Genomic DNA, 19,952 nt, shown 5'->3' with positions numbered 1-19,952 from the left:
CTTTGATTTTCTTAGTAAGAGAGATAAGAGGTCATCACACTAGGGGCTGTGGGAACTGTGGACAACTGATGTCCTCGCAGCTCAGTGCCCCTGTTTTCATCCACCGAGGGTGTGGGTGACGCCTGGGGGAAACTTCGCCGCCTGGGGATGGAGATTCGTCGCCCACAGGCCGTCCCCAGATCATGGGGTGTTCATCCACCGGTTATCCACGAGGTTTCCACAGGTTGTCCACGGGGTAAGAGGGGGCCTTCTGGAGTCCCAGATCGACTGTTCACAGGCCGTCCACACGTTATCCACGAGTCATCCCCAGGTTCTCCTCAGGATGTCCCCAGATTCGTCCCCAGCCCTTGTGGGTGGATTTTTCCCGGCATTGGCGGTCGTACCGACGCGCCGATTTTGCGTTTCCGCTGGTCCACAGTGTTTTCCACAGGCTGTGTACGAGCATCAAGATCCACGCTTGCTCTGTTTGATACGCATTGTCAGCTCGTTGACCTGGTTGTACATCGACCTGCGCTCGGCGATGAGCGACCGGATCTTGCGCTCGGCGTGCATCACGGTGGTGTGGTCGCGGCCGCCGAACTGCTGGCCGATCTTCGGCAGCGACAGCTCGGTCAGCTCGCGCGCCAGGTACATGGCGATCTGCCGGGCGTTGACGAGCGCGCGGCTGCGCGAGGTGCCGCACAGGTCTTCGATGCTGATGCCGAAGTAGTTGGCGGTCTCGGTCATGATGGCCGCGATCGTGATCTCGGTGTCGGACTCCGAGGTGATCAGGTCCTTCAGCACGACCTCGGCGAGCTGCAGGTCCACACCCTGCCTGTTGAGGCTGGCGAACGCGGTCACCCTGATCAGGGCGCCCTCCAGCTCGCGGATGTTGGTGGAGATCCGGCTCGCGATGTACTCCAGCACCTCGGGCGGCGCGGCCAGGCCCTCCTGGATGGCCTTCTTCCGCAGGATCGCGATGCGGGTCTCCAGCTCGGGCGGCTGGACGTCGGTGATCAGGCCCCACTCGAACCGGTTGCGCAGCCGGTCCTCCAGCGTGATGAGCTGCTTGGGCGCGCGGTCGCTGGAGATGACGATCTGCTTGTTGGCGTTGTGCAGGGTGTTGAAGGTGTGGAAGAACTCCTCCTGCGTCTGCTCCTTGCCCTCCAGGAACTGGATGTCGTCCACAAGCAGGATGTCGATCGCGCGGTAGCGGCCGCGGAAGCCGTCGGCCTTGTGGTCGCGGATGCTGTTGATGAAGTCGTTGGTGAACTCCTCCGAGCTCACGTACCTCACCCGGGCGCCGTCGTACAGGCTCTGCGCGTAATGCCCGATCGCGTGCAGCAGGTGGGTCTTCCCCAGGCCGGAGTCGCCGTAAATGAAGAGCGGGTTGTACGCCTTCGCGGGGGATTCGGCCACCGCCACGGCCGCGGCGTGCGCGAACCGGTTGCTGGCGCCGATGACGAATGTCTCAAATGTGTACTTCTGGTTGAGTCTGGCCGGCTCGCTGGGCTTGTTGCTCTTCGCTTCCCAGCGATTCGGCGCCGGCTCCGGCGCTTTCTCCACAGGCGGTGTGTACGGCTGCACCTGTTCAAAAGAGAACGAAGGCTGTGGATATTCGGTGGACGCCGGAGGCTGCTCGGGCTGTGGAGAATAGAACTGCGGGGGCTCGGATGCCTGGTAGTGCTGGGGTTGCACCGGCTGTGTGTAACGCGGCTGGCTATCCACACTCTGGGGATAAGGCACATTCACAGGCTGTTGATGGGCGTCCGGCAAAGGCTGTTCCGGAGCCGTGGTGTCGATCATCACGGCCAGCCGCATCGTCATCCCCAGCTCCTGGGACAGCGCGTGGGCCACCAGCGGGCGCAACTTGCCCTCGATGAGGTCCTTGAGAAAGTCGTTGGGGACGCCGAGCACGATCGTGTCGTCCGCGAGAGCGATCGGACGGACCATCGACAGCCAGGTGCGCTGCTGGATGGGCACGTTCTCGTTGAGGAAGTTGCCCAGGGCCCTCGCCCATACCGTGCCGAGGTCGACACCACTCATGGTGCGGCTCCCCTCCTTCCTCTCGCGGCCCCCCGCGATCGTTTATCCACATGACCGTGGTCGCCCCGAGCGGTCGGCGACCCCTTCGTCCACAGCGTGGCGGCAGGGCTTCGTACCCAGGTCCTCCACAGGAGATCCACAGGCTGTGCACGGTGTTTCCGGTGGTCCAGAAGGGCCGACAGTATCCATGTGCACAGCTGTGTTCAAGACGTTGTCCACAGCGTAGTGGCACCTGGATGCACAAACTGTGGACGTTGGCCCGGCGGTGGAAAAGTCGCCTGTGGATCAGTGGATAACCCGTTCAGTTTGACCTGGGACGCCGTTGGCCCGTAACGTACGACGGTCGGCTTGCCACGCGACGGCTATTTCGCGTGCCCTCGCTCCCACGGCAGGCCAGTCATGTGTGTATAAGCGCCCCTGGGCGCACCTTCAAGCCTGGAGCCCACCCGTGAGCAAGCGTACTTTCCAGCCGAACAACCGTCGTCGCGCGAAGACCCACGGCTTCCGGCTGCGGATGCGCACCCGGGCCGGTCGCGCCATCCTCGCCGCCCGTCGCCGCAAGGGCCGCGAGAAGCTGTCGGCCTGATCGACCCGCGCCCGAAGTCCGGCCCGTCGGTGTACCTCGCCGACGGGCGTTAGGCGTATACGGTGCTGTCCCGTCAATCCCGCATGCGACGCGGGGACGAGTTCGAAGCGGCGGTCCGACGCGGCAAACGCGCCGGACGCCCCACTTTGGTGGTGCATCTCAACCTTTCTGGGGAAGAGACACCTCTGGTTGGTTTCGTGGTGAGCAAGGCCGTTGGTGGCGCGGTGACCCGGAACAAGGTCAAACGACGGCTCCGACACCTGATGCGCGACCGTCTCGACCGGCTGCCGCGAGGTAGCCTGCTGGTGGTACGCGCCAATCCACCGGCCGCGTCCGCGTGCGTCGAGCAACTGGCCGCCGATCTCGACGCCGCGCTGGATCGTTTGCTCAGGCGGCGCGAGTCCTCGACGGGTGGACACAGATGACGGAGCAGCCGCAAGGGATGCCGGGCCTCGCCGCCCGGGCGCTGATCATCCCCATTCGGTTCTACCGGGCGTTCATCAGCCCGATGCTCGGTCCACGCTGCCGGTTCTACCCGTCGTGCAGCGCGTATGGGCTCGAGGCGATTGCCGTACATGGGGCATTGCGCGGCACATGGCTGACTGTCCGGCGCATCGGGCGGTGCCACCCATTCCATCCCGGAGGTATAGACCCGGTGCCCCCACGCCCGGTCCGGTCCCACGAAACGCAAGGGAGCTAGCTCGGTGGAGCTGTCCTGGCTCAATTGGCTGTACACGGCCGTCGCCCAAGTCATCACCTGGATCCACCAGGTCTACAGCACTTTCCTCGACCCCAACAGCGGGTTGACCTGGGCGCTGACCATCGTCACGCTGACCGTCTGCATGCGGATCCTCATCTTCCCGCTGTTCCTCAAGCAGATGCGGTCGTCGCGGAAGATGCAGGAGCTGGCACCGAAGGTCCAGGAGCTCCGCAAGCGCTACAAGAACGACAAGCAGCGCATGAACCAGGAGGTCATGGCGCTGTACCAGGGCGCGGGCGCCAACCCCCTCGGTGGCTGCCTCCCCGTCGTGGCGCAGTTCCCGATCTTCATCTCGATGTTCACCGTGCTGCGGGCCATCGCCGCCGACCAGGCCAAGTTCGGCATGTCGCAGGAGCTGGTCGACAGCGCCAAGCACGCGCTGATCATCAACGCTCCCCTGCCCGCCACGTTCTTCGAGGCCCCTGACATCGCCCAGAAGGTCGTCATCGGCTTCTTCGTGGCGATCAGCTCGCTCACCACGTTCCTCACCGTCCGGCAGAGCGTGACCCGCTCGATGGCGCAGATGCCGGACAACCCCATGGCGCAGCAGCAGAAGATCCTGATGTACATCTCGCCGCTGTTCGCCTTCTTCAGCCTCAACTTCCCGCTGGGCCTGATCCTCTACTGGGTCACCACCAACCTGTGGACGCTGGGCCAGCAGCACTGGTTCTACAGCCGGCACCCGATGCCGCAGTTCGACGCCAAGGGCAACGCCATCCCCGTGACGCCCAAGCCCGGCCTGGTGGCAAAGATGCGCAAGACCACTCCGGAAGAGGAGGCCCCTCCCGCCCCGCCGGAGCCTAAGATCATTAGGCAGCAGCCCAGCCGCCAGTCCCGCAGCAAGCGCACCGGCAGCAAGAAGTCTTGAACACGAAGGAGAGGCCGGCCATGACCGAGGCCGAGCAGGAGAAGGCTCCTGATCTCAACGCGCTTGAGCAGGAAGGCGAGATCGCTGCCGACTACGTCGAGGGCCTTCTCGACATCGCCGACATCGACGGCGACATCGACATGGACGTCGAGGGCGACCGCGCCATGGTCTCCGTCGTGGGGCTCAAGGGCAACGAGCTGGTCGGGCCCGCCGGCGAGGTCCTGGAGGCGCTGCAGGAGCTGACCCGGCTGGCCGTCCACCGGCAGACCGGGGAGCGGTCGCGGCTCATGCTCGACGTCGCCGGTTACCGCGAGCGGCGCCGGGCCGAGCTGAGCAAGCTCGGCACCGAGGTCGCCAACCAGGTCAAGGACAAGGGTGAGCCGAAGGCGCTGCACCCGATGACGCCGTTCGAGCGGAAGATCGTCCACGACGCGGTGGCGGCCGCCGGGCTGCGTAGCGAGTCCGAGGGTGAGGAGCCGCAGCGGTACGTGGTGGTCCTTCCCGCCTGAAACGTGCATGGTGAGCCGGTTCGGCCGTCTGTCGGCGCTTGGGTGCGCTGATGGGCGGCCGTTTCCGTATCTATAGCTGTACGTACGGGATGCGGGGGCCTATGTGGGCCGCTGACGGGTTTGCGGGCTGGCCTCCGTGCTTGTGCGGCTCGATCCCTGTTTCTTGCTGTTGGTGAGTTGTCCGGCGTCTTTGTGCGCTGGCGTTGGAGTTCGGCGCTGCTAGCGGGGGAGCGCGGGGTTTTGTGCGTTGACCTTGTTGTTCGTCCCGAAAAGTGCCTCTGAGAGTTTCTTTCGGGTGATATGCGCTCTATGTCGTTTGTAAGGGATTTGGTGTCGAGGGTGGATCGGGAGGGGCGCGCGGCGGCGTGCTCGACCGTCACCCACATGCCAGCCCGCTAGTCTTCCAGTGTGATCTCACATCTGGCCTTGGGTGGACACCGCCCCTAGAACGTCGAGACACCACCGTCGAACGCCCACCGGCATCACCGCCGAGCAGGCAACCTGAGTACGAACACCACCTGAGACTGAGAAAGGGCCAGCATCCAGTGAGCGAAGAGCTTCCGGCGCCGCCGGACATAGCGCGGGACGTCTTCGCCGGGGAGGCATGGGACCGTGCGAACGCGTTCGCCGCGCTGCTGGCGGGCCCCGGCGTCGTCCGGGGCTTGCTGGGGCCGCGTGAGGTGCCGCGTATCTGGGATCGCCACCTGCTCAACTGCGCCGTGGTCGCCGAGGCCGTGCCGCCGGAGGTGCGGCTGGTGGACATCGGCTCGGGGGCGGGGCTGCCGGGGCTGGTGCTGGCCATCGTCCGCCAGGACATCGAGGTCACGCTGCTGGAGCCGTTGCTTCGCCGTACGGTGTTCCTGGAGGAGTGCGTCGAGGCGCTCAAGCTGGACAACGTCGAGGTGCTGCGCGGGCGAGCCGAGGATCTGGCGGGGGAGCGGGAGTTCGACGTCGCCAGTGCTCGGGCGGTCGCGCCGCTCGACCGGCTGCTGAAATGGGCCATGCCTCTTCTGCGTGAGGGCGGCGAGCTGATAGCCATGAAGGGGGAGCGAGCCGCCGGCGAGCTCGCCGAGGCGGAGTCCCAATTGCGGGCCTGCGGGGCCCGAACGGCCGAGCTTGTGACCGTCGGGCACGGTAAGGTCGAGCCGCCTGCAACATTGGTTCGGGTGGTAGCGGGTCGCGCGCCGGAGCGAGCCAGGCGGCGACGAAGGAGGTGACGGTTGTGCCAGTCGCGTCTTGCGGTCTTGGCTGGCCGGACAGCCGTCTGTCCGAGAGCCCAACCGGGGTTGGATGGCCCGAAATGGGCGTGTCGCAACAGCAAATTCCCGGCACCGGCACACCACTGGTTGAAAGGATGGCCAACGTGACCCAGACCCCCCTGAACCCCGGTGATTCGCCGTTGGTACGAGAGGCGCTCAGTTCAGTGGTTTCACGTGAAACACCTGCCACCACCCAACCGGCCGCCCCTCAGCCAGCCACCGAGCAGCCCGCCGCCGCCCAGAGGGGTGGCACCAGCGGCGACGGCGACAACTCCTGGCCTCGGCCGGCGAAGTGCAGAGTGATCGCGGTGGCCAACCAGAAGGGCGGCGTCGGCAAGACCACCACCTCGGTGAACATTGCCGCGGCCCTGTCGATGCACGGCCAGCGCGTCCTCGTGGTGGACCTCGACCCGCAGGGCAACGCCTCGACGGCCCTGGCCACCGAGCATCGTGGTGACGTACCGGATGTGTACCAGGTGCTCGTCGACGATCTGCCCATGGTGGAGATCGTCAAGCAGGTCCCCGAGATGCCGAACCTCTACTGCGCGCCCGCCACGATCGACCTGGCCGGCGCGGAGATCGAGCTCGTCTCGCTGGTGGCGCGGGAGGCCCGGCTCCGGCGGGCGCTGGCGGCGTACGAGGCGGAGTTCGACTACATCGTCATCGACTGCCCGCCGTCCCTCGGCTTGCTGACGGTCAACGCCCTGGTCGCGGCGGAGGAGGTCATGATCCCGATCCAGTGCGAGTATTACGCGCTGGAGGGCCTGGGGCAGCTCCTCAGGAACGTCGACCTCATCAAGGCGCACCTCAACCCGGCTCTGCGGCTCTCCACGATCGTCCTGACGATGTACGACGGGCGTACCCGGCTGGCTTCGCAGGTCGCCGACGAGGTGCGGTCGCACTTCGGGGAGACGGTGCTGAAGACGGTCATCCCGCGCAGCGTCCGGCTGTCGGAGGCGCCCAGCTATGGGCAGTCGGTCATGACGTACGATCCGGGGTCGAGCGGGGCGATGGCCTACATGGACGCGGCCCGGGAGATCGCCCACCGCGCCACCGTGGCCTGACGGCTGGTCGCTCGCGGGTCTCTCAGGTACGGCCTGAGGGGGTGGGCTGTCATGCCCGTGCTCCGGTGTGCCTGCGGCGGGTCGGCGCGGGGGATGTCGGCGGTGGACGTCGGCGGTGAGCGGTATCGTTCGGCGTGAGTCGTGAGTTGGGCAGATTTGTAACCGTGTCGGCGTAAATCCCACGGGACTGTGTGTGGCGTGGGGGCACCCCGCTGGGCCCGCAACGGTAACCTCTCCTGGAGTGACCGGAATCGACCGGCTGGATGAGGAGACGCAGTGAGTCAGCAGCGGCGGGGATTGGGCAAGGGACTCGGGGCGCTCATCCCGACCGGACCCATCGTTGACGGCCCGGGTACGGCGCCCGCTCCCTCGAACGGTGCCACGGTCGAGGCAGGCCCGAAGCCGATCGCTGGAGCGTACTTCAAAGAGGTCGCGCTGACCGCGATCGTGCCCAACCCTCGTCAGCCGCGTGAGGTGTTCGACGACGAGCGCCTCCAGGAGCTCGCCGACTCCATTCGCGAGGTCGGCCTTCTGCAGCCGATCGTGGTGCGCTCCGTGGGTGGCGGCCAGTACGAGCTGATCATGGGGGAGCGGCGCTGGCGGGCGTGCCAGCAGGTCGGTCTTGACCCGGTCCCGGCGATCGTCCGGAACACCCAGGACACCGACCTCCTCCGGGACGCGCTCATCGAGAACCTCCAGCGCGAGCAGCTGAACGCCCTCGAAGAGGCGGCCGCCTACCAGCAGTTGCTGGACGACTTCCAGGCGACCCACGAGCAACTGGCCAGCAAGGTGGGGCGCTCTCGATCCCACATCACCAACACGCTCCGGCTGCTCAACCTCCCGCCGGAGGTTCAGCTCCGCGTGGCCGCCGGCACCATCAGCGCCGGGCACGCTCGCGCCCTGCTCGGCCTGAGCAGTGCGGAGGAGCAGGTTGAGTTGGCCAAGCGCATCGTGGCGGAGCTGCTGTCCGTGAGGGCGGTGGAGGAGATCGTCGCCATGGGCAGCGCGAAGGCCGCGCAGAAGGCGCCGCGTGAGCGGCAGGCGCCCAAGCCTACGGCTCCTGGGCTGACCCATCTGGCGGACCGGCTCTCCGACCACTTCGAGACGAAGGTCAAGGTCGACTTGGGGCGGCGTAAGGGGCGGATCGTGGTGGAGTTCGCGACGATCGACGACCTTGAGCGCATCATCGGGACGATGGCGCCTGAGGCGGCACGGGCGATGCGGGAGCGCGAGGACTGACCTTGCCTGTTTCACGTGAAACCACTCGCTCTTTCACGTGAAACCCCTTCCTTCGTTCTTCGCTTCTCTCTTCTCTGCGGTTCTCCTCTCTTCTCTCTCTCCTCTTCTCTGTTCTCTGTTCGCCTGCGTTGGTCCTTCTTCGTGTTGTGGGTGTGTCCGCAGGGCTGCGTCGTGGGTGCGGCATGCGGCGGGAGCGCAATGGCTGGCCGGGCCGCGGCCTTGGGGGCGCTCCAGCTCCCTCCAGCTCGCTCCAGCTCGTGCGGCTCTCCGGCTCGTGCGGCTCTCCGGCTCACGTGGCGCCCCGGCTCAGGTGGTGCCCCGGCTTCTCGGTTCGCCCTGCCGGCTCGGTTCTTCGGCTTCTTGGGTTGCCCGGCTCTTGCGTAGCTCGCTTAGTGCCGTGTGGTGATTCTCGGCAGCTTCGTTCGCGTCGAAGCCCGTGGCTGGGGTCGCGCCTGGCGGGTTCTGTCCAGCCTCGACCTCTTCTCGGGTCGGGTCTCGGGGGCGGCCCTTCACGTCCCATGCCCTAGGCATCCGTTTCTGGATTGGTGAGTGGACGTGTTTCACGTGAAACGCCTGCGGGATTCCGGCCGGGGGAGCGTGGCGGGTGGCGGTGTTTCACGTGAAACGGTGCCCGAGAAGGGCTAAGGGGTGGCTTCCTTGTGGAGGGCGGCCAGGAAGTCGTCCACGTGTTCTTCGGTGGTGTCGAAGGCGGTCATCCAGCGGACCGTGCCGGCGATCTCGTCCCAGTAGTGGAAGAGGTAGTTCTGCAGGAGGGATTCAGAGATCGCGTGGGGGAGGGTGGCGAAGACGGCGTTGGACTCCACGGGGTAGGCGAGGGTGACGCCGGGGACGTCCGCGAGGCCGTCCGCCAGACGGAGTGCCATCTGGTTGGCGTGGGACGCGTTGCGGTGCCAGAGGTCGTCGGTCAGGAGGGCGGAAAGCTGGGCTGAGACGAAGCGCATCTTGGAGGCCAGCTGCAGCGACTGGCGGCGAAGGTAGGGGACCGCGTCCGTCAGGGACGGGTCCAGGACGACCACCGCTTCGGCGGCCATGGCGCCGTTCTTGGTGCCGCCGAAGCTGAAGACGTCCACGCCCACGTCCGTAGTGATGGCTTTCAGGGAGCAGTCCAGGTGGGCGGCGGCGTTGGCGAGGCGGGCGCCGTCCACGTGGAGGCGTAGGCCGGAGGCGTGGGCCGTTTCGGCCAGGGCGGCGATCTCGGCGGGGGAGTAGCAGGTGCCCAACTCGGTCACCTGGGAGATGGAGACGACCGTCGGTTGAGGCTCGTGGTGCTGGCCGATGAGGTGGAGATGGGCCTTGATGTCATCCGGGTGGAGCTTGCCCTGAGGGGTGGGGATGGTTCGGAGCTTCACGCCCAGGAGACGTTCCGTGGCGCCCGTTTCGTGGGTGGCGATGTGGGCGGTGTCGGCGCAGAGGACGGCGTCGTAGCGGCCGAGCATGAGAGCCAGGCCGACCATGTTGGCGCCGGCTCCGTTGAGCACGGCGAAGCCTTCCGCTGCGGGGCCGAACGTTTCCTTGATTTTGTGCTCGAAGGTCGAGGTCCAGGTGTCGTCGCCGTAGGCCGGGGCGTCTCCCTGGTTGGCGGCGGTCATGGCGTTGAGGATGTCTGGGTGCACGCCGGCGTGGTTGTCGCTGGCGAAGCTCTTCGGGTGAGCGGGATTGATCGGCACACCGTAAGGCTATGCAAGGAGCTTGGGCGGAGGCTGTGAGGGGCGGGGCCGCCGGGGCGCTTCTCGCGGATGCCTCGCGAGGCGTTGGCGGTGATGTCTCCCGCCGGCGTCGCGCTGATGCTTCATACGGCGGCCGTTGTCAGGGGTTCTGGCGCAGTGCGGGTTCAACCGGTCGCCTGTGCGACATGGCGGCGGTTGGCACGCCGGGGAGGTCGACGGTGTTCGCCAAAGGATCCACGGCTGCTGTCCATGAGTTAGCGGCTGCAACCAGTCGAGGCATCGAAAGGAAGGCGGGGCCGCCCCGTCGGGGAGTGGGGCGGCCTGTGGGGAGGGGAGGAAAGAGCGGTGAGGCCAAGGCATGCGGCTCCGGCGCAGTAGAGCACAGGGGAAGCAGGCCTTCAAGAAGGCGCCGTCAGTTCGGCGCGCGAGATGGCGGGCGCGATGGGACACGTCGGCACAGGCGCCGCAAGCGTTGGAGAGACACACGCTGAAGAGGTCTGGACGAGGGGTGGGCGAGGAGAGCGTCCGTGAAGTGGATGCGCGGCGAGGTGGCAGGTCGAGTCGCTCGGCGACGGACCGTTGGGGGCAGCGCTAGTGACTAGCGACCAGCAGGCAGGCGCGCTGAAGGACAAGCGGTGACGTGCTGCGAGCGGAGGTCTTGAGGGGAGGTGCCGAAAGACGGTCACTGACGGACGGCCAGAGAAAGGCGCGTCATGAGCGGCGCGGAGGAGATTCCTGCCGCAAGAGAAGCGGTGACGCGCCGTGGGGGAGACGTCTTGAGAGAAGTGCGGTGAAGGTGGTTAGTGACAGGCGCCGAGGAGAGGCGCGCTGAAAGACATGCGATGGGCGAGGTGCAGGCGCGGACGGCTGGGAGCGCGGTGGCGAGCAGCGGTTACGGGGGGCGGGGAGACGGGGAGCGACGGGGCGTGGGAGGAGCGCGTTGAGGAGGCGCGCCCAGGAGAGGCGTTGGTTGCAGGGCTCTGGTGCAGAGGCGGGGTGACGCGCTGCGGGAGGCATCCCTGCAAGGGAGAGGGAGAGGCCGACTTCGACGGTGGGCGGGTGAGGAGATAGGAGCTCGTCTCAAGCAAGAGATGGAGACAGGAGCGGAGAGGAGAGACGAGGAATCAGGGCCGGATTCGGAGCGAGAGACGGGAAGGTGGAGGGCTCACGCGGGGAAGTGAAGGAGCTGCCGTGCTAAGGGGTGGAGGAGCGGCCGCTGCAGGGAAGAGGTGGGCTGGCCGCGTGGACAAGGCAGCAGCAGCCGCATGATGGGAAGAGCGGTCATCGCCTGAGTACAGGAGAGCCGTCGCACCACGGAAGAAAGCGGTCATGGCCATGCGGCCAAGGAGGGCTGTCGTACGGCGGATGGCGGTAGGAGCCGCGCGGGGAACAGTGGCAGCAGCCGCGCCGGAGGGCGGGAGCGATGCTTGCCCGGCGGTCAGGGGGAGCTGTCGTGCGGCGGGCAAGGGAAGGCGCCGCACGAAGGGCAGTAGCACCAGCCGTGCGGGAGCGAGAACGGTGGTTGCCCGGCGGACAGGCGCGCTGTCGTGCGGCGGGCAAGGTGAGGCGCCGAGCGGGGGGCAGGAGCAGCATCATGCGGTGCACGTGAGCGGTGGTCGCCTGGCGGACGAAGAGAGCTGTCGTGCGGCGAATTGCGGGAGGCGCCGCGCGGGGGACAAGAGAGCGGCAGCCGCGTGGAAGACGCGAGCGGTAGTCGCCTGACGGAATGGGGAGCTGTCGTGCGGCGGGCAACGGGCGGCGCTACCGGCACGACAAGAGGGCAGAGCTGCACGGGGGATGAAGGGACAGCTGTGCAGGAGACTAGAGCGGTGGTCGCCTTGTGGACGAAGAGGGCTGTTGTGCGGCGACAATGGGCGGCGCTGCACGAGGGGCCAAGGAGCAGCCGTGCGAAGACGGGAGCGGTCATCGCCTGACGGGCCAAGGGGGCTGTCGTGCCGCGGGCAACGGGTGGCTCCCGCGGCACGACAAGAAGGCAGCCGCCGCGCGGCGGAGAAGAACAGCCGCCGCGCGGCGGAGAAGAACAGCAGCCGCGCGGCGGAGAAGACCAGTTGCCGCGGCGGCGGGCGAGAACAGCCGCCGTAGGAGGAGCGGGTCAGGAAAGGGTTAGGGGCGGGGGCGGTGGGCGGCGTTTTGGAGGAGGGTGCGGCAGAGGTCGCCGAGGTCGCGCCCCGCTGCCTCCGCCGCCATCGGCAGCAGCGACGTCTCCGTCATTCCCGGCGCCACGTTCACCTCAAGGAAGTGCGGGTCGTCGGACGCGTCCACGATCAGGTCGGTACGGGAGATGTCCCGCAGCCCCAACGCCGTGTGCGCCGTCACGGCCATCCGGGCGCAGGCTTCGGCGGCGGCCGCGGAGAGGCGGGCGGGGGCGAAGAACTCGGTGTGCCCGGCGGTGTATCGGGCGGCGTAGTCGTAGACGCCGGCGTCGGGGACGATCTCCACGGCCGGCAGCGCCACCGGCCCCTCGCCGAGGTCGACGACCGAGACCGACACCTCGACGCCCTCGACGTACCGCTCGATGAGGGCGGTGTCGCCGTAGGCGAAGCAGCCGACCATGGCGGCGGGCAGCTCTTCGGCCGTGCGGACGATGGACGCGCCGAGCGCCGAGCCGCCGCGGGCGGGCTTGACGAACAGGGGAAGGCCGAGCCGGTCGATGATGCGGCCGAGCACGACGGTGGCGCCGAGGTCGTGGAAGGTCTCCCGGGGGAGGGTGACGGACTCGGGGGTGCGCAGGCCGACCGAGCGGACGACGGCCTTGGCGGTGGGCTTGTCGAAGGCCACGCGGCAGGCGTCGGGGCCGGCGCCGACGTAGGGCACGTCGAGGAGTTCGAGCACGGAACGGATCGCGCCGTCCTCGCCCGCGCCGCCGTGGAGGGTGACGAACACCGCCTCGGGCGGGTCGGCCAGGATGGCGGGCACGAGGGAGGCGTCGGTGTCGCGGGCCTCCACGTCGATGCCCGTGGCGCGCAGCACCTCGCTCACCCGGCGGCCGGAGCGCAGGGACACCTCCCGCTCATAGGAGAGGCCCCCGGCCAGCACGAGCACGTGGCCCAGATCGCTCATCACATCTCCTCCGCTGATCGTACGCGTCCAACCGTACCGGCGGCTGGCGGCGAATGGTGTAGGTGAGGCCCGCACACGAGTACGGCCGGCGTCCCCGTCCCCGGGGAGCGCCGGCCGTACCGAGGAAAGCTAGGCCAGTTCGGGCCCCGGCGTGTCAACGCCGGCCCGCTCGGGACCGGAGCCGGTGCCGAACATGTCCCGGAGCTGCATCTCCTGCTCGATCACCCCGGACAGGCGCCGGACGCCTTCGCGGATGCGGTCGGGCTCGGGGAAGCAGTAGGACAGTCGCATGTGCCGGGCGCCGCTGCCGTCGGAGAAGAACCCGGTGCCGGGCACGAACGCCACCCGCTCGGCCACGGCCCGCGGCAGGATCGCCTTGGAGTCGAGCCCTTCGGGCAGGGTCGCCCAGACGAAGAAGCCGCCGGCCGGCCGGGTCCAGGTGACCTCGGGCGGCATCAGGGCCTCCAGGGAGTCCAGCATGGAGTCGCGCCGCTCGCGGTAGAGCTCCTTGAAGGACTTGATCTGCTCCCGCCACGGCTGCGTGGCCAGGAATTGGCCCACGGCGAGCTGCGTGAACACCGAGTGCGACAGCACGGCCGACTCCATGGCCAGGATCAGCTTGTCGCGGATGGCGTGCGGCGCGAGCGCCCAGCCGACGCGGAAGCCGGGGGCGAGCGTCTTGGAGAACGACCCCAGGTAGACCACGCCGTCGGGGTTGTCGGCGCGCAGGGCGCGCATGGGCTCGCCGTCGAAGCCGAGCAGCCCGTACGGGTTGTCCTCGATGATGAGGATGCCGGCACGCTGGCAGATGTCGAGCACCTGCTGCCGCCTGGCCAGGTTGAGCGTGACGCCGGCCGGGTTCTGGAAGGTCGGGATCGTGTAGAGGAACTTGACGGGAGCTCCGGCGGTCTCCAGCGCGTAGATGGTCTGCGCCAGCGATTCGGGCACGATACCCTGATCGTCCATGGCGATGTGGACCACTTTGGCCTGGTAGGCGGAGAACGTCCCCAGGGCCCCGACGTACGAGGGGCCTTCGGCGAGCACGACGTCGCCCGGGTCGATGAAGATCCGGGTGATCAGGTCGAGCGCCTGCTGTGAACCGACGGTGACGACGACGTCGTTCGCCCCGGCCTCGATCCCCTCCAGCCGCATGACGTCGCAGATCTGCTCGCGCAGGTGCGGGTCGCCCTGGCCGGAACCGTACTGCAGCGCGACCGTGCCGCGCGTGGTGACCAGGTCGGAGACCAGCTCGCCGACCATGTCGAGGGGGAGCGCCGTGACGTACGGCATGCCGCCGGCGAGCGAGACCACCTCGGGTCTCGACGCGACGGCGAAGAGAGCTCGGATCTCGGAGGCGACCATCCCGGTAGCTCGCGCGGCATACCGGTCGACGTAGGCGTCGATGCGCGACCCTTGGGTCGCGGGTGTCTGACCGTGATCCAGCTCTTCCGTCACGGCCCACCTCCTAGGTGTCATATCGGACCGAAATACCAGATTACGCCAGTCGGACATGTCCTTCGTGACCGGGCTCGACCGTCGTGGTATCCGCTGGCTGCATCTTCACTGAGCTACCATGCCACCAACGGACGCGGTTTTCGCGCGCTTTTCTGGGTCGACGATAGGGGCCGTAGTTGTCGCGCCGGCTGGTCAACATAACCCTGGACAATCTCGAAGATCTGCCACGCCGCTGCCGGCGGTGCGTGTTCTGGGAGCTCGATCCCGTCAGCGGCGAGCGTGCCATCCATTCCGGCGACTCCGGGCTGGAGAAGGAGGCCTGGATCTCCGGCACGCTGCTGGAATGGGGGAGCTGCGGGAAAATCGTCTACGTCGACGGGGTTCCGGCCGGGTTCGTCCTCTACAGCCCGCCGCTCTACAGCCCGCGTTCGCTGGCCTTCCCCACCTCGCCGGTGAGCGCCGACGCGGTGCTGCTGATGACGGCCCACATCATCCCCGAGTTCTCGGGCGGCGGGCTGGGCCGGATGCTGATCCAGGGCGTGGCGAAGGATCTGACCCGGCGCGGGGTGAAAGCCATCGAGGCGTTCGGCGACCTGAAGTGGGAAGAGCCTAGTTGTGTAGTTCCTGCTGAATACTTGCTTTCTGTGGGTTTTAAGACGGTTCGACCGCATTTGCGGTTTCCGCGGCTGCGTTTGGAGCTGAAGAGCGCCATCTCGTGGCGTGAGGACGTCGAGGTGGCCCTCGAACGCCTTCTGGGGTCCATGAGCCCGGAGCGCGCCCTTCGTCCCGTCTGACGGCTCTTGGGGGCCGAAGAAGGGCAAACGAAAGCCCCCCGCGGGCACCGCCGCAGGGGGCTCTCACATGAGGGCGACTAGATGATGCCGTCGAGCTCGCGGAGCAGCATGGCCTTCGGCTTGGCGCCGATGATCTGCTTCACGACCTCGCCCCCCTTGTAGACGTTCATCGTGGGGATCTGGAGCACGCCGTACTGGCGGGGAACCTCGGGGTTCTCGTCGATGTTCAGCTTGACGATCTCAAGCTTGTCGCCGTGCTCGTTCGCGATCTCCTGCAGGATGGGCGCGACCTGACGGCACGGGCCGCACCACTCGGCCCAGAAGTCGACCAGCACGGGCTTGTCGCTCTTGAGGACCTCGGTCTCGAACGTGGCGTCGGTAACTGCCTTCACGGTGCGCTCCTTACTTCTCGTTGTTGGCCAGCCAGCGCTCGGAGTCGAGCGAGGCGGCACAGCCGGTGCCGGCCGCGGTGATGGCCTGGCGGTAGGTGTGGTCGACGACGTCGCCGGCCGCGAACACGCCGTCGATGTTGGTGGCGGTCGACGGCGAGGCGACCTTGATGTACCCGTCGTCGTCGAGCTCGACCTGGCCCTTGACCAGGTCGGTGCGCGGGTCGTGACCGATGGCCAGGAACAGCGCGTCGGTCGCCAGCTCGCACTCCTCGCCGGTCTTGACGTTGCGCAGCTTGACCGCCTCGACCTTGGTGTCGCCGAGCACGTCGACGACCTCGGAGTCCCAGACGAACCGGATCTTCTCGTTGGCGAACGCGCGCTCCTGCATGATCTTGCTGGCGCGCAGCTCGTCACGGCGGTGGACGACCGTCACCATGCGCCCGAACCGGGTCAGGAACGTCGCCTCCTCCATGGCGGTGTCGCCGCCGCCCACGACCACGATGTCCTTGTTGCGGAAGAAGAAGCCGTCGCAGGTGGCGCACCAGGACACGCCGTGGCCGGACAGGCGCTTCTCGTTCTCCAGGCCGAGCTCGCGGTAGCCCGAGCCCATGGCCAGGATCACCGACTTGGCGTAGTAGGTGTCGGTGTGGGTCTTGACGACCTTGGGGTTGGCCTCCAGGTCGACCTCGACCACGTCGTCGGCCACCAGCTCGGCGCCGAAGCGCTCGGCCTGCTTGCGCAGGTTGTCCATCAGGTCGGGGCCCATGATGCCGTCGGGGAAACCGGGGAAGTTCTCCACGTCGGTGGTGTTCATGAGCGCACCGCCCGCCGTCACGGAGCCCTCGAAGACCAGCGGCTTGAGTTCGGCGCGCGCGGAGTAGACGGCCGCGGTGTAGCCCGCAGGGCCCGACCCAATGATGATCACGTTACGAACGTCGCTCAACGCTCCCACGCCTTCCTCGTCTGCTGTTTGCTTCGGGCTCAACAGATCCTAGGCCGCGCTGATTCCCGGCCCTGCCCGCAAAACGAAAGAGCCCGCCGAAGCGGGCTCTGACGTGGGCTTTCGATTACCAGCGGCCCAATGTGGGCTTGCGCAGGTTCTTGCAGTTGAACGGGTCGACGATGTCGATGCGCAGCTTCTTGGCGGCCTGGTCCTTCCAGGAGGCCACGATCAGCGCCTCCTGGCCGTTGTACTGGCCCTGGTCGACCGCGAACGTCTTCAGCTTCGAACGGGCGGCCACCTTGCCGACGCATCGGTCGACCCTGGCGGTGTCCGTGGGGCCTTCGAGGGCCGGAGCGGCGCCGAAGTACCCGAGCAGCGGCTGGCGCAGCTCCCGGTCGCTGTAGTTGTAGTTGCTGTCGGTCAGCGCGTAGGCCCTCGCCCGCAGATGGGGCTTCGACGGTGTCGCGGGCTGCGCCACCGTGGGCCCGGACGAACCGCCCGGTCCGTCCCCGCCGGCCAGCAACCCGCCCGAGACCGCCAGCGTGCCGACCACCACCGCGGCCGCCGCCGACGCCGCCACGGCGGGCATGGCCCACCTGCGCCGCCGTACCGACCTGGTCCGGGCCGGGACGATCGTGCCGTCGTCGGAGACCACCCCGAGACGTACCGGCTCGGGCGTCTCCGCCGCCGGCTGCTCCCACGGGGAGTCCCGCATGAGCCTGTCCCAGTCCGGTGTCTCCACGAGGTCGACGCCCCCGCGGCGGGACTCCGCCTCGGCGGCCAGCGCCTTGTCGATGCGCAGTGCGACGCCCATCGGCATGGCCGGTGTGGGGGTCGCCGCGAGCACCTCGCGAACCGCCGCCAGGTCTGCCAGGAGCTCCCCACAGGGGTCGCAGACCGCGAGATGCTCGCGGACCCGGCGTGCCGTCGCGGCGTCCAAGAGATCCTCTGCCAGCTCGGCCAGGACCTCAAGATCGTAGTGCGTATCACCCGTCACGAAGTTCTGCTCCCTTCGCGGATGAGACGCGATTGAGGTCCGAACGGTTCCGCAGATGCGAAAGAATTGGGGCAAGTTTCGCGCGACCCCGCGCGCATCTGCTCTTCACGGTGCCGCTGGGCACCTGAAGCACCTGAGCTGCGTCTTCGACGGAATACCCCATCATGTCCACGAGCACGAGAGCCGCCCGCTGGTCGGCGGGCAGCAGTTTCAGAGCGGCCGAAACCTCCATCGAGACCTCGCGCTCGACGGTCTGGTCGGGGAGCGGGCTGTCCCGCTCGGCGGCCTCGATCAGTTCGTCGTCGGCCACCGGACGGACGGACTTGCGCCGCATCCGGTCGAGGCAGGCGTTGACGACGATGCGGTGGAGCCAGGTGGTGACGGCCGCCTCACCTCGGAACGAGGCGGCCTTGCGATATGCGGAGACGAACGCGTCCTGAACGGCGTCCGCCGCCTCGTCAGGGTCACCGAGAGTACGCAGCGCCACCGCCCACATGCGGTCACGGTGCCTTTTGACGATCTCGCTGAACGCGTGTGGATCCCCGTTGATGTGCGCGGTGAGCAGCTCGGCGTCTGTGATCGCCGGCCGCTCCGCTGGTGAGGGTGTCTCGGGTGGGGAGTTCACAAGAGAGATTCCTGATTTATGCCGATCCGGGAGAATGCACCACTACTTCATAGATGGTGCCACGAAACTGGCCCGCATCTGCCGGAACGCGCGTAAACCAGATCAAAACGTACCGACCGCTTGCCGGATCGTCGGGGGTCAGGGTGGTCTTGCCCGAGGCGCTCTTCTCGGTCGCCACGGTCTTGAGCGAGCCGAGCTCGGGGGAGTCGCCGACCTTCAGCTCGACGCTCGCGCCGCCGGCCTTGCCCAGCGTAGCCACCACGTCGCTGATCTGCATGGACTTGCCCATGTCGAGCAGCAGGCCGACGCCCTTCTTGAGGTTTCCCAGCTCGGCGTTGCCGTAGCTCTGGGTCGTCCAGGCCGTGCTGGGTTTGCCGTCGATGGCCAGCTCGGCGATGTCGGACTTCTCGTCGCCGTCGTCGCCGAGCGGGTCGAAGCCCTTGGCCTTGTCGGCCTTGACGGCCTGGGCCGAGGCCGAGGCGGAGGACTTGCCGGTGGTCGGGCTGACCGACGCCTCGGGGGTGGCGGGGCTGCCGAGGCTGCGGCCGATCGTCCAGGCGCCGACGCCCACGGCGGCGATGACCAGCAGCACCACCAGCGTCATCAGCACCCGGTTGAGCACGCTGCCGCCGCCCTGGCTGGGCGGCCGGCGCGGCACGGGCGGCGGTGGCGGCATGGTGCGCTGCTGCCGGTGGGCGACGTCGAGGCCCTCGGTGTGCGAGGCGGAGGCGACCGCCGGCGTCGAAGGGTAGGAGATGGCGATCGGCATGGGCCGGGCCACGTCGGCCAGCGCCTCGGCGACCTCGGACGGGCTCGACAGCGCGCCCTGCCCCCTGCGCGACTCGGGAAGGCAGGCGCGGACCGTGACGGTGTCCAGGTAGTTCGGGACGCCGGCGGTGACCTGCCGCGGCGAGCAGAAGTGCCCGTCGATCATGGGAGCGGCGGGCAGGCCGCCCTCCTCCTCGTCGCCGGGCCAGTGGCCGGTCAGGCCGGCGTACAGCAGCCTGCCCAGCCCTTCGGCGTCGTCGAGGGCGGGCTGGTCGGTGGTGAGCCCGGACAGCGCGGCGTCGACGGCCACGCCGAGCACCTTGACCGTGTTGCCCGTCGTCCAGACCAGGTGGGACGGGCGCAGGCACAGGTGGTAGAGCTTGGCCTCGTGGGCGTGCGCCAGCGCCTCGGCGGCCTCGGCCACCAGGCCGGCCGCGCGGTCGGGCTCCAGCGGGCCGGCGGCGAGCAGGTCGGTCAGCGTCTCGCCGGTGACCCACTCGCTGACCACGTAGGAGTGCTTGTCGTCCTCGCCGGCGTCGAACACCTGCGTCAGGCGCGGGTCGGTGAGCCGGCTCGCGGCACGGGCGGCGGTGACGACCTCGTGCACGCGCGGGAAGTCGGGATCGAACGTGTGCACCGCCACCGGGCGCGCGAGGATCTCGTCGATCGCCTTCCACAGGGTCGCGCCGTCGGACTCGCTGACGCGGTCCTCCAGCCGGAAGCGCTCGGCCAGTCGGGTGCCGGGTTCCACGGCCGACGTGCTCACAGGCTCTCTCCGCTAGGCCGATCGGGCGTGCTCATGACTCGACTCACCTGCGTGGTGGTGTCCCACGTAGGCACGCTATGCCGGGTGGATCCGCCCACGCCCCTCCTGCTTCCATTCGCGCGTGTCGGGCACC

At 68.0% G+C, this 19,952-nt stretch carries 18 protein-coding genes; 9 read left to right on the top strand and 9 right to left on the bottom strand.

The annotated features are described in order from the left end of the window. Nucleotides 1-444: 444 nt before the first annotated feature. Entirely contained in the window at nucleotides 445-2,025 is a 1,581-nt protein-coding gene (gene dnaA, locus ACFYUV_RS25605) for a chromosomal replication initiator protein DnaA (RefSeq protein WP_357974053.1), read from the bottom strand. A gap of 448 nt (nucleotides 2,026-2,473) precedes the next feature. On the opposite strand from dnaA, the gene rpmH reads away from it, so the two are divergent. The 8 genes from rpmH to ACFYUV_RS25565 all read left to right on the top strand — a co-directional run bounded on the left by rpmH (nucleotide 2,474) and on the right by ACFYUV_RS25565 (nucleotide 8,310). After that, nucleotides 2,474-2,611 carry a 50S ribosomal protein L34 gene (gene rpmH / locus ACFYUV_RS25600; protein WP_043614899.1) on the top strand — a complete coding sequence of 46 codons (138 nt, stop codon included), beginning with the start codon at nucleotides 2,474-2,476 and terminating at the stop codon, nucleotides 2,609-2,611. 83 nt (nucleotides 2,612-2,694) lie between these two features. Beyond that, a complete protein-coding gene (gene rnpA / locus ACFYUV_RS25595; RefSeq protein ID WP_387671795.1) occupies nucleotides 2,695-3,036 on the top strand; it encodes a ribonuclease P protein component in 342 nt (113 codons plus the stop codon). A 17-nt stretch (nucleotides 3,037-3,053) separates the two neighbouring features. Further along, the gene (gene yidD, locus ACFYUV_RS25590) at nucleotides 3,054-3,311 is read left to right on the top strand and encodes a membrane protein insertion efficiency factor YidD (protein ID WP_352322972.1); all 258 of its coding nucleotides are present in this window, start codon (nucleotides 3,054-3,056) and stop codon (nucleotides 3,309-3,311) included. A gap of 4 nt (nucleotides 3,312-3,315) precedes the next feature. After that, nucleotides 3,316-4,239, top strand: coding sequence for a membrane protein insertase YidC (yidC, locus tag ACFYUV_RS25585; RefSeq protein ID WP_352362300.1), 924 nt, complete (start codon nucleotides 3,316-3,318; stop codon nucleotides 4,237-4,239). A gap of 20 nt (nucleotides 4,240-4,259) precedes the next feature. Beyond that, nucleotides 4,260-4,748 carry a R3H domain-containing nucleic acid-binding protein gene (locus tag ACFYUV_RS25580; RefSeq protein WP_352362298.1) on the top strand — a complete coding sequence of 163 codons (489 nt, stop codon included), beginning with the start codon at nucleotides 4,260-4,262 and terminating at the stop codon, nucleotides 4,746-4,748. A gap of 545 nt (nucleotides 4,749-5,293) precedes the next feature. After that, nucleotides 5,294-5,965 carry a 16S rRNA (guanine(527)-N(7))-methyltransferase RsmG gene (gene rsmG, locus ACFYUV_RS25575; protein WP_352322967.1) on the top strand — a complete coding sequence of 224 codons (672 nt, stop codon included), beginning with the start codon at nucleotides 5,294-5,296 and terminating at the stop codon, nucleotides 5,963-5,965. 137 nt (nucleotides 5,966-6,102) lie between these two features. Beyond that, nucleotides 6,103-7,071, top strand: coding sequence for a ParA family protein (locus tag ACFYUV_RS25570; RefSeq protein ID WP_387671793.1), 969 nt, complete (start codon nucleotides 6,103-6,105; stop codon nucleotides 7,069-7,071). 276 nt (nucleotides 7,072-7,347) lie between these two features. Beyond that, complete coding sequence (locus tag ACFYUV_RS25565; protein WP_387671791.1) at nucleotides 7,348-8,310, top strand: ParB/RepB/Spo0J family partition protein; 963 nt, start codon at nucleotides 7,348-7,350, stop codon at nucleotides 8,308-8,310. 641 nt (nucleotides 8,311-8,951) lie between these two features. Here ACFYUV_RS25565 and ACFYUV_RS25560 read toward each other — a convergent pair. The 3 genes from ACFYUV_RS25560 to ACFYUV_RS25550 form a co-directional block, all read right to left on the bottom strand. Further along, nucleotides 8,952-9,998 carry a threonine aldolase family protein gene (locus ACFYUV_RS25560; RefSeq protein WP_387671789.1) on the bottom strand — a complete coding sequence of 349 codons (1,047 nt, stop codon included), beginning with the start codon at nucleotides 9,996-9,998 and terminating at the stop codon, nucleotides 8,952-8,954. A gap of 2,124 nt (nucleotides 9,999-12,122) precedes the next feature. Then, entirely contained in the window at nucleotides 12,123-13,079 is a 957-nt protein-coding gene (locus ACFYUV_RS25555) for a D-alanine--D-alanine ligase (protein ID WP_352362290.1), read from the bottom strand. A gap of 129 nt (nucleotides 13,080-13,208) precedes the next feature. Then, nucleotides 13,209-14,555 (bottom strand): PLP-dependent aminotransferase family protein, encoded by a 1,347-nt coding sequence (locus ACFYUV_RS25550; RefSeq protein WP_387671787.1) that lies wholly within the window; start codon nucleotides 14,553-14,555, stop codon nucleotides 13,209-13,211. Nucleotides 14,556-14,710: 155 nt separating this feature from the next. Between ACFYUV_RS25550 and ACFYUV_RS25545 the strand changes: the two genes are divergently transcribed. Next, nucleotides 14,711-15,328, top strand: a complete 618-nt coding sequence (locus ACFYUV_RS25545; protein WP_352322962.1) for a GNAT family N-acetyltransferase — start codon at nucleotides 14,711-14,713, stop codon at nucleotides 15,326-15,328. Nucleotides 15,329-15,405: 77 nt separating this feature from the next. On the opposite strand, the gene trxA is transcribed toward ACFYUV_RS25545, so the two are convergent. The 5 genes from trxA to ACFYUV_RS25520 form a co-directional block, all read right to left on the bottom strand. After that, nucleotides 15,406-15,720 carry a thioredoxin gene (gene trxA / locus ACFYUV_RS25540; RefSeq protein ID WP_352322961.1) on the bottom strand — a complete coding sequence of 105 codons (315 nt, stop codon included), beginning with the start codon at nucleotides 15,718-15,720 and terminating at the stop codon, nucleotides 15,406-15,408. A gap of 10 nt (nucleotides 15,721-15,730) precedes the next feature. After that, nucleotides 15,731-16,663: a thioredoxin-disulfide reductase gene (gene trxB, locus ACFYUV_RS25535; protein WP_387671785.1), complete on the bottom strand. Its 933-nt coding sequence runs from the start codon at nucleotides 16,661-16,663 to the stop codon at nucleotides 15,731-15,733. Nucleotides 16,664-16,787: 124 nt separating this feature from the next. Then, entirely contained in the window at nucleotides 16,788-17,660 is an 873-nt protein-coding gene (locus tag ACFYUV_RS25530; protein WP_387671783.1) for an anti-sigma factor family protein, read from the bottom strand. After that, the gene (gene sigM, locus ACFYUV_RS25525) at nucleotides 17,650-18,285 is read right to left on the bottom strand and encodes an RNA polymerase sigma factor SigM (protein WP_352322958.1); all 636 of its coding nucleotides are present in this window, start codon (nucleotides 18,283-18,285) and stop codon (nucleotides 17,650-17,652) included. Before sigM ends, ACFYUV_RS25530 begins: the two co-directional genes overlap by 11 nt. A 16-nt stretch (nucleotides 18,286-18,301) precedes the next feature. Then, the gene (locus ACFYUV_RS25520; RefSeq protein WP_387671782.1) at nucleotides 18,302-19,819 is read right to left on the bottom strand and encodes a serine/threonine protein kinase; all 1,518 of its coding nucleotides are present in this window, start codon (nucleotides 19,817-19,819) and stop codon (nucleotides 18,302-18,304) included. Nucleotides 19,820-19,952: the final 133 nt, after the last annotated feature.

Origin of the sequence: Nonomuraea sp. NPDC003560 (assembly GCF_042878785.1) — a bacterium.
GTDB lineage: Bacteria > Actinomycetota > Actinomycetes > Streptosporangiales > Streptosporangiaceae > Nonomuraea.
This window is presented reverse-complemented; position numbering and strand designations above follow the sequence as displayed.

Excerpts from the sequence above, each read along its gene's own strand:
- ACFYUV_RS25550 (WP_387671787.1), bottom strand. The coding sequence starts at position 14,555 with ATGACACCTAGGAGGTGGGCCGTGACGGAAGAGCTGGATCACGGTCAG.
- yidD (WP_352322972.1), top strand. The coding sequence starts at position 3,054 with ATGCCGGGCCTCGCCGCCCGGGCGCTGATCATCCCCATTCGGTTCTAC.
- ACFYUV_RS25580 (WP_352362298.1), top strand. The coding sequence starts at position 4,260 with ATGACCGAGGCCGAGCAGGAGAAGGCTCCTGATCTCAACGCGCTTGAG.
- rnpA (WP_387671795.1), top strand. The coding sequence starts at position 2,695 with ATGCGACGCGGGGACGAGTTCGAAGCGGCGGTCCGACGCGGCAAACGC.
- ACFYUV_RS25570 (WP_387671793.1), top strand. The coding sequence starts at position 6,103 with ATGGCCAACGTGACCCAGACCCCCCTGAACCCCGGTGATTCGCCGTTG.
- ACFYUV_RS25555 (WP_352362290.1), bottom strand. The coding sequence starts at position 13,079 with ATGAGCGATCTGGGCCACGTGCTCGTGCTGGCCGGGGGCCTCTCCTAT.
- dnaA (WP_357974053.1), bottom strand. The coding sequence starts at position 2,025 with ATGAGTGGTGTCGACCTCGGCACGGTATGGGCGAGGGCCCTGGGCAAC.